Origin of the sequence: Aestuariivirga sp. (genome assembly GCF_044238155.1) — a bacterium.
In the GTDB taxonomy this organism is placed as follows: domain Bacteria; phylum Pseudomonadota; class Alphaproteobacteria; order Rhizobiales; family Aestuariivirgaceae; genus Aestuariivirga.
The window spans coordinates 1-14,742 of record NZ_JBIIDX010000089.1 but is presented as its reverse complement, the minus strand read 5'-3'; the positions used below and the strand labels follow the sequence as shown (position 1 = coordinate 14,742).

Below are 14,742 nucleotides of genomic sequence, written 5' to 3'. Positions count from 1 at the left end.
AGGATTTTCCGGAGGTGTTTGCGCGCATCTCCTTCTTCGTCAATGCGGGAATCCGTTTCATCACAGAACTCTGCAAGATGCGCGCCTTCACCGAATTGTGGGACGAGATCGGCCGCGAACGCTATGGCATCGCGGAGGAAAAGCACCGCCGCTTCCGCTATGGCGTGCAGGTCAATTCACTGGGCCTCACCGAGCAGCAGCCGGAAAACAACGTCTATCGCATTCTGCTGGAAATGCTGGCGGTGGTGCTGTCGAAGAATGCCCGCGCCCGCGCCGTGCAGCTGCCGGCCTGGAACGAGGCCCTTGGCCTGCCGCGGCCATGGGACCAGCAGTGGTCGCTGCGCATGCAGCAGATCGTGGCCTATGAAACGGACCTGCTCGACTATGGCGACATCTTTGACGGTTCAGCCGAGATCACGCGCAAGGTGGAAGCGCTGAAGCAGGAGGCGCGCGCCGAGCTTGCCCGCGTCATGGCCATGGGCGGTGGCGGCAGCGAAGCCGTGATCGCCTACATGAAGCAGCGCCTCGTGGAGAGCAACACCGCCCGTCTCAATGCCATCGAGACGGGCGAGACGAAAATCGTCGGCGTCAACATCTTCACCACCAGCGAAGCTTCGCCGCTTGCAGCGGGCGCAGACGCCATCATGACGGTGAAGGATGACGTCGAATACGAGCAGGTCGAACGGCTGAAGGCCTGGCGCGCCGCGCGCGACGGCAAGGCCGCGGCAGCGGCGCTGGCGGAACTCTCGCGCGCCGCCAGCGAGGGCCGCAATGTGATGGAACCGTCAATTGCCTGCGCCAGAGCGGGCGTAACGACCGGCGAATGGGGCGCAACCCTGCGCGAGATCTTCGGTGAATATCGTGCGCCCACCGGCGTTGCGCTGGTCATGCGCAGCGAGGCGGACGAAACGCTGGGGCCATTGCGCGCCCGCGTGCAGCGGCTGGCCGAGCAGATGGGCGAGACACCACGCCTGCTGATCGGCAAGCCGGGCCTCGACGGACATTCCAACGGCGCCGAACAGATCGCCGTGCGCGCGGCCGACACGGGGCTCGAGGTCATCTATGACGGCATCCGCGTGACGCCCGAGCAGCTGGTGAAAACCGTGCAGGAAAGACAGGTGCATGTGCTTGGCCTGTCGATCCTGTCGGGAAGCCACGTGCCGCTGATCCGCGAGGTGATGCAAAGACTGCGCGGCGCCGGCCTCGGCCATGTGCCGGTGGTGGCGGGCGGCATCATTCCGCCTGACGACATCAACGTGCTGAAACAGCTGGGCGTGGCAGCGGTCTATACGCCCAAGGACTTCGACATGAACCGCATCGTGAGCGACCTGATCGGGCTGATCGAGAAGACGGCGGGAGAAGAGGCGGCGTAGTGACAGGCCGCCCCCATCACCTTGACTCGCAAGCCCCTTTCGCCTATTTCCTGCACTCTGCGCGGCAAGGGCCTTGCCCATCGCGCTGAATGCGCTGCCTCCGGCAACCCGATTTTGTCTGATAAATCAGACTGTTAAAGCGCACCGGACCATGGGTTTTCCGGTGCCGCCAAAGGGCGCGGCAGAAGAAGGACAACGAGAATGTACGCAGTCATCAAGACCGGCGGCAAGCAATACCGCGTTGCGGCCGGCGACAAGATCCAGATCGAGAAGCTCGAGGGCAACCCCGGCGACGAGGTCAAGTTCACCGAAGTGCTGATGGTGGCTGGCAACGGCTCCGTGAACGTTGGCGCGCCGCATGTGGCCGGCGCCAGCGTGGTGGCGGAAATCGCCTCGCAGGACCGCGGCCCCCACGTCATCATCTTCAAGAAGCGGCGGCGCAAGCACTACCGCCGCCGCAACGGCCACCGTCAGGACCTGACCTCGGTGACCATCCGCGAAATCCGCGCCTGAGCGCTGAAAGACACCAGGAGAACACCCCATGGCACATAAGAAAGCAGGCGGCTCATCCCGCAACGGGCGCGATACGGCAGGCCGCCGTCTCGGCGTCAAGGCCTTCGGCGGCGAGACCGTCGTGGCCGGCAACATCATCGTGCGCCAGCGCGGCACCAAGGTGCACCCCGGCACCGGCGTCGGCATGGGCCGCGACCACACCATCTTCGCCACCGTGCAAGGCGTGGTGAACTTCCGCCGCAGCAAGGGCGACCGGCAGACCGTGTCGGTGATCCCAGCCGTGGCTGCGGAGTAACCGGCGGGCTCCAGAACATCAGCCGCCGGATCCACCGATCCGGCACAAAAGAAAGACCAGAGCGGAAAGGTGGCCTTCCACCTTTCCGCTTTTCATTTGGGACATCCGCACACGGTTTTTGCTCTGGCCGCAGGGCATGACTGGGTTTACAAGGCGCGATCATGAAATTTCTCGACCAGGCAAAGGTTTATATACGATCCGGCGATGGCGGGGCGGGCTCGGTCTCGTTCCGGCGCGAGAAATTCATCGAGATGGGCGGGCCCGACGGCGGCGATGGCGGCAAGGGCGGCGATGTGTGGGTGGAGGCGGTCGATGGCCTCAACACGCTGATCGACTACCGCTACCAGCAGCATTTCAAGGCGGCGACCGGCGGCCATGGCATGGGGCGGTTGCGCGCTGGCGCCAATTCCGACGACGTGGTGCTGAAGGTGCCGGCGGGAACGCAGATTTTCGAAGAGGACAATGAAACCCTGATCGCCGACCTGGCGAAAGTGGGCGACAGGTTCCGCATCGCCAAGGGCGGCAATGGCGGCTTCGGCAATGCCCATTTCAAGTCCTCCACCAACCGCGCGCCGCGCCATGCCAACCCCGGCCAGCCGGGCGAGGAGCGCTGGATATGGCTGCGCCTGAAGCTGATCGCCGATGCCGGATTGCTGGGCCTGCCCAATGCCGGAAAATCAACACTGCTCGCCGCGGTCTCGGCGGCCAAGCCGAAGATCGCGGATTACCCTTTCACCACGCTGCACCCGCAGCTTGGTGTGGTACGGGTGGGAAGTCAGAGCTTCGTGCTGGCCGACATTCCGGGCCTGATCGAAGGGGCGCATGAAGGCCACGGGCTGGGCACGCGGTTTCTGGGCCATGTCGAACGCTGCGCGGTGCTGCTGCATCTGATCGATGTGACGGCGGAGGACCCGGTGGCGGCCTACCGGGTGATCCGCAAGGAGCTCAAGGCCTATTCGCCAGAACTCGCCGCCAAGCCGGAGGTGATCGCCTTCAACAAGACCGATCTGCTCTCCGCCGAGGCAATCGAAGACAAGCTGAAGGAGTTCAAGCGGCGGGTGCGCAAGACGCCGCTGTTGATGTCCGGCGCCACCACCGTGGGCGTGCCGGAAGCCATGAAGAAGCTGCTCGAGGTGATCGATGCCAGCCGGAGGGCGGGCCGCGCCGCCGACGCGCCGGGCGTCACCACCGAGGAGTGGCGGCCGTGACCTCGCGCCTTGATGCAGCAAGGCGCATCGTGGTGAAGATCGGATCGGCGTTGCTTGTCGACGGCAAGACCGGCGCGATCAAGGCGTCGTGGCTCTCTTCGCTGATCGACGACCTCGCGGATGCAAGGGTGAGGGGCGCCGAGATCATCATCGTCTCCTCGGGTGCCATCGCGCTTGGCCGCCGCACGCTGGGCCTGCCGCGCGGCAATCTGCGGCTCGAGCAGAAACAGGCGGCAGCCGCCGTGGGCCAGATCGCGCTGGCACAGGCCTGGACAGAAGCACTCCGTACGCGGAACATGGTGGCGGCGCAGGTGCTGGTGACGCTGACCGACACCGAGGAGCGGCGGCGCTATCTCAACGCCCGCGCCACGCTGGCAACGCTTCTGGAACAGGGCGCGGTGCCGGTGATCAACGAGAACGACACGGTGGCAACCAGCGAAATCCGCTATGGCGACAATGACCGGCTGGCGGCGCGCGTCGCTTCGATGATGTCGGCGGATTGCCTGGTGCTGCTCTCTGACATCGACGGGCTTTACACCGCGCCGCCGGACCAGGAGGGCGCAACCTTCCTGCCGCAGGTCGACGAGATCACGCCGGAGATCGAGGCGATGGCGGGAAAGCCGGTGTCGGGCGTAGGCTCCGGCGGGATGATCACCAAGATCGAGGCGGCGAAGATCGCGCTGGGGGCTGGCTGCAACATGGTGATCGCCTCGGGCCATGAGATGCACCCCCTGCGGCGCATCCTCGAGGGCAAGCGCTGCACCTGGTTTCTGGCCAGCGCCTCGGCATTGCAATCGCGCAAGCGCTGGATCGCCGGAACCTTGCAGCCGATCGGCCGGCTGGTGGTGGACGAGGGTGCAGCCACCGCGCTGGCCAAGGGCAAGAGCCTGCTGCCAGCGGGCGTCAAGACAGTGCAAGGCGCCTTCGCGCGCGGCGACACGGTGTCGATCGTCACCGCGGCGGGCCGCGAGATCGCCCGCGGGCTGGTGGCCTATGACGCCACGGACGCGACGCGCATTCTGGGGCTCAAGTCTTCCGAGATCGAGACGGCACTGGGCTTCCGGGGGCGTGACGAGCTGGTGCACCGCGATGACATGGTGCTGATGGGCGGAGAGCGTGCATGACTACCGAAGTTTCGAACCAGGACCTGATGCTGACACTGGGCCGCGCCGCCCGCGCGGCAGCAAGGCTGCTGGCGCTCGCCCCGGCGGCGCAGAAGAACGAGGCGCTCACCGCGATGGCGGCAAAGATCCGCCGGTCGGCCGCCGACATCCTGTCGGAGAACCGGCGCGATCTTGAAGCGGCACAAGGCAAGAACCTCAAGGCCAGCTTCATCGACCGGCTGACGCTGAACGACGCCCGTGTGGAAGACATGGCGAAGGGGCTGGAGGACATCGCCGCACTCCCCGATCCCGTTGGCGAGGTGATCGCCAAGTGGACCAGGCCCAACGGACTTGTGTTTTCACGCGTGCGGGTGCCGATCGGCGTCATCGGCATCGTCTATGAATCGCGGCCCAATGTGACGGCCGATGCGGGGGGCCTGTGCCTCAAGTCCGGCAATGCCGCGATCCTGCGGGGCGGCTCGGACGGGTTTCATTCTTCCGCCGCGATCATCGCCTGCCTGCAGCGTGGCCTCGATGCGGCGGGGCTGCCGCGCACCGCGATCCAGATGGTGCCAACCGCCGACCGCGCCTGCGTCGGCATGATGCTGGACGGTCTTGACGGCACGATTGACCTGATCGTGCCGCGCGGCGGCAAGAGCCTGGTGGCCCGCGTGCAGCAGGATGCGCGGGTGCCGGTGTTCAGCCACCTCGAAGGCATCTGCCATGTCTATGTCGACAAGGCGGCAGACATCGAGATGGCACGCAAGGTCGTGCTGAACGCCAAGATGCGGCGCACCGGCGTGTGCGGCGCGGCCGAGACGATCCTGATCGACAAGGCAGGGGCGGAGCGGCTGCTGAAGCCCATCGTCAGCACACTGATCGACGCGGGCTGCGCGGTGCGCGGCGATCAGGCAGTCCAGGCGGCGGACACGCGCGTGATCGCCGCCACGGAGGCTGACTGGGGCACGGAATATCTCGACGCCATCGTGGCGATGAAGCTGGTTGACGGCGTCGGGGAGGCGATGGCGCATATCGCCCGCCACGGCTCGCAGCACACCGAGTCGATCATCACCGAGGACACAGCCACCGCCGAGCGCTTCCTCAACGAGGTGGACAGCGCCATCGTGCTGCACAATGCCTCGACGCAGTTTGCCGACGGCGGCGAATTCGGCTTCGGCGCGGAGATCGGGATCGCCACCGGCAAGCTGCACGCCAGGGGCCCGGTTGGCGTTGAGCAGCTCACCACCTTCAAATATCAGGTGCGGGGCGCGGGGCAGATCCGGCCATGATCCTGAAGCCGCCCGTCTTCGGTGAAGGCCAGCGCATCGGGCTGTTCGGCGGCTCCTTCAACCCGGCGCATTACGGCCATTACAGGGTTGCGCTCTACGCCCTGAAACGGCTGGAACTCGATTGGGTGTGGTGGCTGGTTTCGCCGCAGAACCCGCTCAAGGACCCCGCCGAGACTGGCGAATATGCCGCGCGCCTCGCTGTCACGCGGCAGGTGGCGCGCCATCCGCGCTTTGTGGTGACCGACATCGAGCAGCAGATGGGCGCGCGCACGACGGCTGACACGCTGCGCGGCCTCGCACCGCTGCTGCGACGCGGTGACTTCGTGTGGATCATGGGGGCGGACAGTTTCGCCAATCTGCACCGCTGGCATGACTGGCTGGAGATTGCCAGAAGCCTGCCGATGGCCGTTCTGGCGCGGCCGGGCTATTCGCTGCGCGCCCTGGGCGGACCCGCGGCCACACGATTTTCGGAAGCCCAGGTGCCAAGCGAACTTGCCCCGCTCCTGGCCAGCCTTGCGCCACCCGCCTGGTGCTTCATTCCGATGCCGCTCCGGCCGGAAAGCTCAACCGCCATCCGCCAGGGCCGCCAGCCTCTTGAACAAGGTGCGCGAACACTCTAGCTTGAGATGCGTCGTTCCATCACGAGGCACGCAACGCGCCGCCGATGCATAACCGATTGCGGAACCAAGGATCAGACCCCTGAAAGCACCAGCACAGACGACCGCTGCCCGAAAGGGCGCGGCAAAGCCACGCACTGCCGCCAAGCGCGCAAAGCCGGGCACCACTACCAAGCGTGCAACGCCAGCCCCGGCAGGCAAGCCCAAGGAACCCCTGCCGGACATTCCGGCCGAGCTTCTTGCTCCTCAGGCCAAAGCCAGCAAGCCGCGCAAGCCACGCGGCAAGACGACCAAGGCAGCAAAGCCGGCGGGCGTGCTCGATTACATTCTCGCCCAGCTCGACGATGCCAAGGCCGAGCAGGTGGTGACAATCCCGCTGGAGGCCAAGGCGGCGGTGGCGGATGCCATGGTGGTGGCCTCCGGCCGCTCCAACCGGCATGTGGGCGCGATTGCCGACCAGCTTGTCCAGAAGCTCAAGGAGAAAGGCTTCCGCGACCTGCGCATCGAAGGCATGCCGCAGTGCGACTGGGTGCTGGTGGATGCGGGCGACGTGGTGGTGCACATCTTCCGGCCCGAGGTGCGAAGCTTCTACAATCTCGAGAAGCTGTGGTCGGCAAACGCGCCAGCCAGCCCGCAGGCGATCTGACACCTTGCGGCTGGCCATCATCGCGGCCGGACGCTTGAAGCCGGGCCCCGAAAAGAGCCTCGCCGAAGACTACCTGACCCGTGCGCAGGGCCTTGGCCGCGGCCTTGGCATTTCCAAGATCACCGTGACCGACTTCAATGAATCGCAAGCCGCAACTGCCACCGCGCGCATGACGGACGAGGCGCGGCTGATCGCCTCGGCTCTGCCGCCGCGCAGCTTTCGCGTCGTGCTGGACGAGCGCGGCAAGGCACTGGCCAGCCAGGCCTTTGCAGACGTGCTGCGCCGGCAACTGAATGACGGCACCGGCGACATGGCTTTTCTGATTGGCGGGCCTGACGGGCACGCAGCAGAGCTGCGCGAGGCGGCGGATTTGACTTTGAGCTTCGGACCGATGACCTGGCCGCACCGCCTGGTGCGGGTGATGCTGCTGGAGCAGCTCTATCGCGCCATCACCATTCTGGCCGGGCACCCCTATCACCGGGCGTGACGGCCCCCGGAGACACCGGGAGCCGCCTCCTGGACTGCCTACTTGGTCATCATCGACATGAAGTTGACCCAGCCCGTTGTGCCGAGCTTGGCCTGCGTCTGGGCATCGAGTGTCACCGTATCCTGGCCACCGGGCGGAATGGTGAGGATCGCCTCGTCCGACGGCAGGTCGCCGCCTGCACTCACATCAGCGAGATAGAATTTCGCCGGCTTGTCGGTGTCGTTCAGGATGTCGATGGTGAAGCTGAAATTGGTGGTGCCGTCGTAACCACCGCGCTTGAACACCGGCATGGCCAGCAACTTCTGTTGTGCGGCCTGCAGCTGCGGCAGGTTGAGGAACAGGCCAACCGACAGCAGATCCTTGTGCTTGCCATGCGGGAACACGGCAAAGCGCGCGGTGTCGCCCTCGAGCACATTGGTGAGGATCACGTCATCGCTCTGGCCACCGTCGGTACGGATCAGATTGGTGGCGAGCTGGAAGGTGCCAGCCGCGCCATTGCCAGCCGCTGCGCAGCCGGTGAGCTGCAACGGGACATTCGGCGTCGAAATGGTTTCAACCGCCATGGTGCCCTCGTCCTTGCACCAGGGCTCGGTCACGAACTGGCCAGTGATGGCGGCACTGACCGGAACCGGGGCGCCGGACTGGGCAACCGACAGGATTTCAGACACGCGGATCGGTGTGCGGGTGTCAATCTGGCAGCCGGTGAGTGCCAGGGCTGCGATGCCTGCCGCGAGGCTGGCCAGAAGCGTTCTACGAGCAATCATTGTCTTTCTCCGAACTTGTCGATTTGACGGCGGGCTCAGGTTCTTGTTTCCGAGCGCCCAAGTCCTTTGCCAGATGAAACGTCGCCGTCAAGACGCTTGTGCATGAGCCTCAGTCTTTCCTTTGCATGGCGTCCTGCAGCCTCTTCCGGTCTGCCTCACTCAAGGACGGGCGATCCAGCCTGACGGTGAGACGGTTCAGCCTGGCGGTGAGGGGAAAGGGCGGCTGGTAGTCGTTGTCATCAACACCTGTGAGCGTGTCAGAGCCAATATCAAAGCTCTCGTCCCACTGCAGGATCATCGGAAGCGTTTGCTCCATGGGCTGGGTGGCGACAACCTTGCCATCGACCGACAGCGTGCCGGTGCCGGACCGGCCCACACCTTCGAAATTGTTGAAGGCGAGTGTCTCCGGGCCTGCGCCATCATATGTGAAGTCAAAGACGACAGAGTGCCTGCCAGGCGCAAGCGGCCGGAGGCCCTCCCATCTGATGCGCTTCAGGTTGACCAGGTTCCAGGTCCATACGGGCTTGCCCTTGAGGAGATAGAAGCCATAGCCGCCAAAGCGCCCGCCAGAGGTGAGGATCATGCCCTCCGCCCCGCCTTCGGGCACGTCGATCTCCGCGGTGATGGTGTAGGAGGTGTTGAGCAACAGTGGCGAGTCGCCCTGCGGCAGGCCAACCATTGGCACTGCATAGACGAACTCGGAGCGGCCCGCGGTGATGTTGGGCCGCGGCGCCACGATGCGCGATGCCACCGAGGCATCAAGCGGCAAGACGTTGTACTTCCGGGCCTCCTGCAGGAACACCGTCCTGAGCTCTTCGACTTTCTCCGGGTGTTGCGCAGCGATGTCCCTCACCTGCGAGTAGTCCTCCTTGAGATTGAAGAGTTCCCAGGTGACGTTGTTGAGCGGATCCGGATTGGCGGGCCCGAAGGCTTCCCACGGCGCGCGCTTCACCTCGGTGCTGAGCATCCAGCCATCCTGATAGATGGCGTGATCGCCGAACATCTCGAAGTATTGCGTCGTGCGGCGCGAAGGCGCATCGGCGTTCCTGGCGTCAAAGGTATAGGCGAAGCTGATGCCCTCGATCGGCGCCTGCTTGATGCCATCGACAACATCAGGCGCGCGGATGCCAGTAGCCTCAAGGATGGTTGGCACCACGTCGATCACATGCATGAACTGGGTGCGGATGCCACCGGGATCGGAGATATGGCCTGGCCAGGACACGGCCATGCCCTGCCTGACTCCACCCAGATGCGAGGCGACCTGCTTGAACCAGCTGAATGGCGTGTCGAAGGCCCAGGACCAGGCCGCTGACATGTGGTTGTAGGTCTGGTCAGTACCCCAGACGTCGAACCACCTCATCTGCACATCGACAGGCAACTTGTTGAGGCCGTTGAAGAAGGCAACCTCATTGGGCGTGCCGAGCGGCCCGCCCTCAGCACTCGTTCCATTGTCGCCGTTGATGTAGATGATCAGCGTGTTGTCGAGCTTGCCCATGTCCTCCACGGCCTGGATGACCCGGCCGATCTCATGATCGGTATAAGCGGCATAGGCGGCGAAAACCTCGACCTGGCGGATGAACAGCTTCTTCTCTTCGTCGGTCGTCTGGTCCCACGGCTTCAGCATGTCCGAGGGCCAGGGCGAAAGCCCGGCGTCCTGTGGGATCACGCCAAGCCTTTTCTGATTGGAAAAGATCCGCTCACGGAGCTTCTCGTAGCCGTCATCGAAGAGGTGCATGGCATGGATCTTGTCCACCCATTCCTGCGTTGGATGATGGGGCGCATGGGTACCACCCGGCGCGTAATGGATAAGGAACGGCTTGCCGGGATCGATCTGGTTCAGCTGGTTCATATAGCTGATGGCGTCATCCGCCATGGCGGTGGTCAGGTTCCAGCCCGGCTTGCCTTCAAATGGATAGATCTGCGTGGTGTTGCGGAACAGATTGGGCTGCCACTGGCTGGTGTCGCCACCCACAAAGCCATAGAAATATTCAAAGCCCATACCAACCGGCCACTGATCGAAAGGCCCGGCCTGGCTTGCCTGGAAGGCCGGCGTATTATGATTTTTGCCGAACCAGGAGGTGGCATAGCCGTTGTCCTTCAGGAGGCGGCCGATCGTGGCCTTGTCCTTGCCGATGATCGAGTTGTAGCCGGGAAAGCCGGTCGCTTGCTCCGAGATGACGCCGAAGCCTGCCGAGTGATGGTTGCGCCCGGTGATCAGCGCAGCCCGGGTGGGAGAGCACAGCGCGGTCGAATGCATCTGGGTGTAGCGCAAGCCGTTTGCCGCCACCCGGTCCAGCGCCGGTGTCGGGATCACCCCGCCGAAGGTGGATGGCACACCGTAGCCGGAGTCGTCCGTCATGATGAGCAGCACGTTTGGCGCACCCTTGGGCGGCACGATGCGGGGCGCCCACCATGGCTTGGACTGGAGGGCGTTTTCCTTGATCACGCCACCGAAGGCTGGCGCAGGGGCGGGAAGTTGCTCGCCGCTGATCGACAGGGTTGCGCCCGGAGACCCGGGCGTGCCGGTGATCTGCTGGGCGGACGCGGCCGTGCCCAGCACGAGACTGGCACCGGCAAGCAGAATGGAAAGACGGACGAGACGGGACATCATCACGCGCTCCCCTGCGCAAGAGGTGATTGCCGCTTCGTGACCGATCCCCGGATTGTTATACACCTGCAAAGTCCGTTATACAACCATAGAACCATACAGGGTGGTGCAAGGCCCGCCGGATGCATGATTAACGGATTGTAAATGGCCACTCGGGCAAACCAGTCGCTACGCTTTGCTTCCGCCATGCCGAAGGATCCATGCGGCGTTTCATTGTCATAACCGCCCTGCCACTGCTGGGCCTGGCCGCCGCCTGCCAACCAGCGCGGGCCCAGGAGACCCAGCAACTCGAGACCCTCGAGCAGCAGATCCAGGGCAGCAAGGCTGCCGAGGCGCGCATCGCCGGGGACATTGCCGCAGCCATCGCCGCCGAGGACGAGATCGCCCGCAAGCTGGCAGCCGTCGCCGCCGAGGTGCAGGCGCAGGAGGCGGCGGTGGGCGACAGCGAAGCCGACGTCGAGACCCTGCAACGCGAGCGCACCACGGTGCTGGCCGAACTCGGTGAAACCCAGGACGTGCTCTCCGAACTGCTGGCCGGACTGCAGCAACTGGAACAGAACCCGCCGCCAGCCCTGGTGGTGAAGCCCGACGACATTCTTGCCGCGCTGCGCGGCGCCATGCTTCTGGGCACCATCGCCCCCGAACTGCAGGCAGAGGCCCAGGCCCTGAACGCGCGGCTGGACCGGCTGACGCAGCTTGAGGCAGACATCGCAAGACGCCGCAAGGAGGTGGCGCAGGCGATCGTGCGGCTGGATGGCAAGCGGACCGACCTGGCCCTGCTGGTGGAGCAAAAGCGCGCCCTGGTGAACGCCGGCAATGCGGCCCTGGCAGCCGAGCGCGAACGCACTGCGGCGCTGGCCAGAAAGGCAAAGTCGCTGCGGCAGCTGCTCGCGCGACTGGCGGAGGAGCAGCAGAAAACTGCAGCGGCGACCTCGGCGACCGAAAAGGAGCGGGAGCGGCAGGAAGAGTTGCTCAGGCAGCCGGAGATTGCCTTTGCTGATGCAAGAGGCCGGCTGCCCCTGCCCGCCCGCGGCGAAGTGTTGCGCCAGTTCGGCGACCCGGACGGGCTGGGCCGGGAAATGCAGGGGGTGATGATCGCCACGCTGCCCGGGGCCCAGGTGACGGCGCCGGCCAGCGGCAAGGTGGAGTTCGCGGGGCCGTTCCGGTCCTACGGGCAGATGGTCATCCTCAATCCCGGCGGTGGCTACCGGGTGCTGCTCGCGGGGATGGACAGGTTGACGGCAGCTGTGGGAGACTACCTCCGGGCCGGTGAGCCGGTTGGAGAAATGGGTTTTGGCCCCGCTTCGGTCACACTTTTCGGTGAAGTGGCAACAGACGGCAGGCCGGTGCTATATATTGAATTCAGAAGTGGCACGGATGCCATCGATTCAGGCCCCTGGTGGGCTGGCGGTATGAAAGAGGCGCGCGGATGAAGACGAACCGGTTGCAGAACTTCGGCCTGGTGCTGGCGGGGGCGGTATCCGCCTCGCTGTTGTGGCACGCCTTCGACGATGCTGGCGCCGCATCGAATGCCGAGACCTACAAGCAATTGAACCTGTTCGGCGATGTCTTCGACCGCGTGCGCGCCGACTATGTCGAAGATCCGGACGAGCAGAAGATGATCGAGGCAGCGATCAACGGCATGCTCGCCTCGCTCGACCCGCATTCGAGCTACATGAACAAGAAGCAATTCCAGGACATGAGCGTGCAGACCCGCGGCGAGTTTGGCGGACTGGGCATCGAGGTGACCATGGAAAACGGCCTGATCAAGGTGGTCTCGCCGATCGACGACACGCCCGCCTCGCGCGCCGGATTGCAGGCCAACGACCTGATCGTCAAGATCGACGGCGCCGAGGTGCAGGGCATGACGCTCAATGACGCCGTCGACAAGATGCGCGGCAAGGTGGGCACGGAGATCAAGCTGACCATCCAGCGCCAGGGCAAGGAACCCTTCGAACAGACGCTGACGCGCGACCGCATCCGCGTGCAGTCCGTCAAATACTCGGTCGAGAGCGGCGACATCGGCTATATCCGCATCTCGTCCTTCACCGAGCAGACGCAGGAAGGCCTGGAAAAGGCGATGGCGCATTTCCGCACCGAGCTCGGCGACAAGCTGAAAGGCTACATCATCGACCTGCGCAACGATCCCGGCGGCCTGCTCGACATGGCGATCTCGGTGTCGGACAGCTTCCTCGAGAAGGGCGAGATCGTGTCAACCCGCGGCCGCCACGCCGACGAGACACAGCGCTTCAACGCAACCAAGGGCGATCTTGCCGATGGCAAGCCCGTGGTGATTCTCATCAATGGCGGCTCGGCCTCGGCCTCGGAGATCGTGGCCGGCGCGCTGCAGGACCACAAGCGGGCCACACTCATCGGTACACGGAGCTTCGGCAAGGGTTCGGTGCAGACCATCATTCCGCTGGGCGGCGAGGGCGCGCTGCGCCTGACCACCGCGCGCTACTACACGCCAGCCGGGCGCTCCATCCAGGCCAAGGGGATCGATGCCGACATCGTGATCGAGCAGGAGCTTCCACCTGAGCTCAAGGGCAAGGATGTCTCGACCGAGGGCGAAGCGGGGCTCAGGGGCCACCTGAGCAACGAGGCCGGAGGCGAGGAAGGTGGCGGGTCGTCGGCCTATGTGCCGGAAGACAAGACCAAGGACATGCAATTGAAGGCGGCGATCGACCTCCTGCATGGCGTGAAGGTGGTGAGCAACGTCAAGCCGAAAGACGAGAAGCCGAAGGACGGCGCTGCCGCGGAGGCGCCGGCTGCCAATTGAGGCATCCGGCACCCGCCAGGATCCAATCGGCAACTTTCGATTTAAGGTTAACAGGGCGTTAACACTTCTGCCCTGAAAGTCACCGGAACGCGAATCATGCTGATCCCGGTGTTCACAAGCCATGCCCCGTGACGAATTCCGGCGCCCCCTCAAGCCGCGAAGCCTCTGGCAGCGGCTGTGGGCCAAGCGGCCAAGCCTGTTCACTTTCACCGCAGCCACGCTGCTGATCTCGTTCGTGGGTGGCGGGATCTGGCTTGTGCGGATACCGCGGCCGTTTGCGGGTGAACCCGTGATCGTGATGAAGATCCCGGGCGTGACGGAGTTCGTCACGTCATCGACGACACCCGCCGCTGATGCCGCACCGCCAGCTGACGAGGAGGCAGCCGCACAAGGCCCCGAAGACGTGATCGACGAGAGCGCGGCGGAGATCCTGCCCGTGGAAGAGGCCGCGCCGCGTGAGGAGCCCGCCTACCAGCAGGAAGCCAGCATCATCGTGGCGCCCAACCGGCCACTGAAGAAGGCCCCCATCGAGGCCGTGACGGAGAAGACCGGCGAGGGCCCCCTGCCACGCATTTCAACGCGCGGGAAAACACCGTTCGAGGCCTATTCGCAGATCACGCCGATGGCCGTGCTGCAGTCGGGCCGGCCCAAGATCGCACTGGTGCTGGGGGGCATGGGCCTCAACCAGAAACTCACTCGCAGGGCCATCGACCAGTTGCCGGGCGACGTCACACTGGGCTTTGCACCCTATGGCGAGGACCTGCAGAGCCAGGTGAACAAGGCGCGCGCGCGCGGCCACGAAGTGCTGCTGCAGGTGCCGATGGAGCCGGTCGGCTACCCCGGCACCAATCCCGGCCCCAAGACACTGACGATCGACGCCACCGCGGCCGACAATCTCACTGCGCTCAAATGGCATATGAGCCGGTTTGCAGGCTACTCCGGCATCGTCAACTACATGGGCGCGCGGCTGCTGGTGGCCGAGGACGCCTTGCGGCCAGTCCTGAAGGAACTGAAAGGCCGCGGCCTCGTCTATCTCGAGACTGGCACCGGCAACCCCACC

The 14,742-nt window shown here is 64.9% G+C and carries 14 protein-coding genes; 12 read left to right on the top strand and 2 right to left on the bottom strand.

What is annotated here, in order from left to right; translation table 11 throughout:
* The 9 genes from ACILRN_RS10510 to rlmH all read left to right on the top strand — a co-directional run.
* Positions 1–1,373 (top strand): methylmalonyl-CoA mutase family protein (locus ACILRN_RS10510; RefSeq protein ID WP_395688064.1); only part of this gene is annotated, 1,373 nt, incomplete at its 5' end.
* 201 nt (positions 1,374–1,574) lie between these two features.
* Positions 1,575–1,886: a 50S ribosomal protein L21 gene (gene rplU / locus ACILRN_RS10505; protein WP_395688062.1), complete on the top strand. Its 312-nt coding sequence runs from the start codon at positions 1,575–1,577 to the stop codon at positions 1,884–1,886.
* Positions 1,887–1,914: 28 nt separating this feature from the next.
* Positions 1,915–2,181: a 50S ribosomal protein L27 gene (gene rpmA, locus ACILRN_RS10500; protein ID WP_395688060.1), complete on the top strand. Its 267-nt coding sequence runs from the start codon at positions 1,915–1,917 to the stop codon at positions 2,179–2,181.
* Between the two features lie 161 nt (positions 2,182–2,342).
* Positions 2,343–3,389, top strand: a complete 1,047-nt coding sequence (gene obgE / locus ACILRN_RS10495) for a GTPase ObgE (RefSeq protein ID WP_395688058.1) — start codon at positions 2,343–2,345, stop codon at positions 3,387–3,389.
* Complete coding sequence (gene proB, locus ACILRN_RS10490; RefSeq protein ID WP_395688056.1) at positions 3,386–4,513, top strand: glutamate 5-kinase; 1,128 nt, start codon at positions 3,386–3,388, stop codon at positions 4,511–4,513. The genes obgE and proB overlap by 4 nt, the downstream gene beginning before the upstream one ends.
* Complete coding sequence (locus ACILRN_RS10485) at positions 4,510–5,781, top strand: glutamate-5-semialdehyde dehydrogenase (RefSeq protein WP_395688054.1); 1,272 nt, start codon at positions 4,510–4,512, stop codon at positions 5,779–5,781. Before proB ends, ACILRN_RS10485 begins: the two co-directional genes overlap by 4 nt.
* Positions 5,778–6,401, top strand: coding sequence for a nicotinate-nucleotide adenylyltransferase (locus tag ACILRN_RS10480; RefSeq protein ID WP_395688052.1), 624 nt, complete (start codon positions 5,778–5,780; stop codon positions 6,399–6,401). Before ACILRN_RS10485 ends, ACILRN_RS10480 begins: the two co-directional genes overlap by 4 nt.
* 310 nt (positions 6,402–6,711) lie before the next feature.
* Positions 6,712–7,044 (top strand): ribosome silencing factor, encoded by a 333-nt coding sequence (rsfS, locus tag ACILRN_RS10475; protein WP_395688050.1) that lies wholly within the window; start codon positions 6,712–6,714, stop codon positions 7,042–7,044.
* A 4-nt stretch (positions 7,045–7,048) separates the two neighbouring features.
* On the top strand, positions 7,049–7,531 hold the full coding sequence (gene rlmH / locus ACILRN_RS10470) for a 23S rRNA (pseudouridine(1915)-N(3))-methyltransferase RlmH (protein ID WP_395688048.1): 483 nt from the start codon (positions 7,049–7,051) through the stop codon (positions 7,529–7,531).
* Positions 7,532–7,569: 38 nt separating this feature from the next.
* Here rlmH and ACILRN_RS10465 read toward each other — a convergent pair whose 3' ends face one another.
* Together ACILRN_RS10465 and ACILRN_RS10460 are read right to left on the bottom strand one after the other, a co-directional pair.
* Positions 7,570–8,295, bottom strand: a complete 726-nt coding sequence (locus tag ACILRN_RS10465; protein ID WP_395688046.1) for a hypothetical protein — start codon at positions 8,293–8,295, stop codon at positions 7,570–7,572.
* Positions 8,296–8,404: 109 nt separating this feature from the next.
* Positions 8,405–10,903, bottom strand: a complete 2,499-nt coding sequence (locus ACILRN_RS10460) for an arylsulfatase (protein WP_395688066.1) — start codon at positions 10,901–10,903, stop codon at positions 8,405–8,407.
* 200 nt (positions 10,904–11,103) lie between these two features.
* Between ACILRN_RS10460 and ACILRN_RS10455 the strand changes: the two genes are divergently transcribed.
* From ACILRN_RS10455 to ACILRN_RS10445, 3 genes are all read left to right on the top strand, one after another.
* Positions 11,104–12,336 (top strand): murein hydrolase activator EnvC family protein, encoded by a 1,233-nt coding sequence (locus tag ACILRN_RS10455; RefSeq protein ID WP_395688044.1) that lies wholly within the window; start codon positions 11,104–11,106, stop codon positions 12,334–12,336.
* The gene (locus tag ACILRN_RS10450; protein ID WP_395688042.1) at positions 12,333–13,682 is read left to right on the top strand and encodes a S41 family peptidase; all 1,350 of its coding nucleotides are present in this window, start codon (positions 12,333–12,335) and stop codon (positions 13,680–13,682) included. Before ACILRN_RS10455 ends, ACILRN_RS10450 begins: the two co-directional genes overlap by 4 nt.
* 121 nt (positions 13,683–13,803) lie before the next feature.
* On the top strand, positions 13,804–14,742 hold a 939-nt coding region (locus ACILRN_RS10445), incomplete at its 3' end, for a divergent polysaccharide deacetylase family protein (RefSeq protein WP_395688040.1).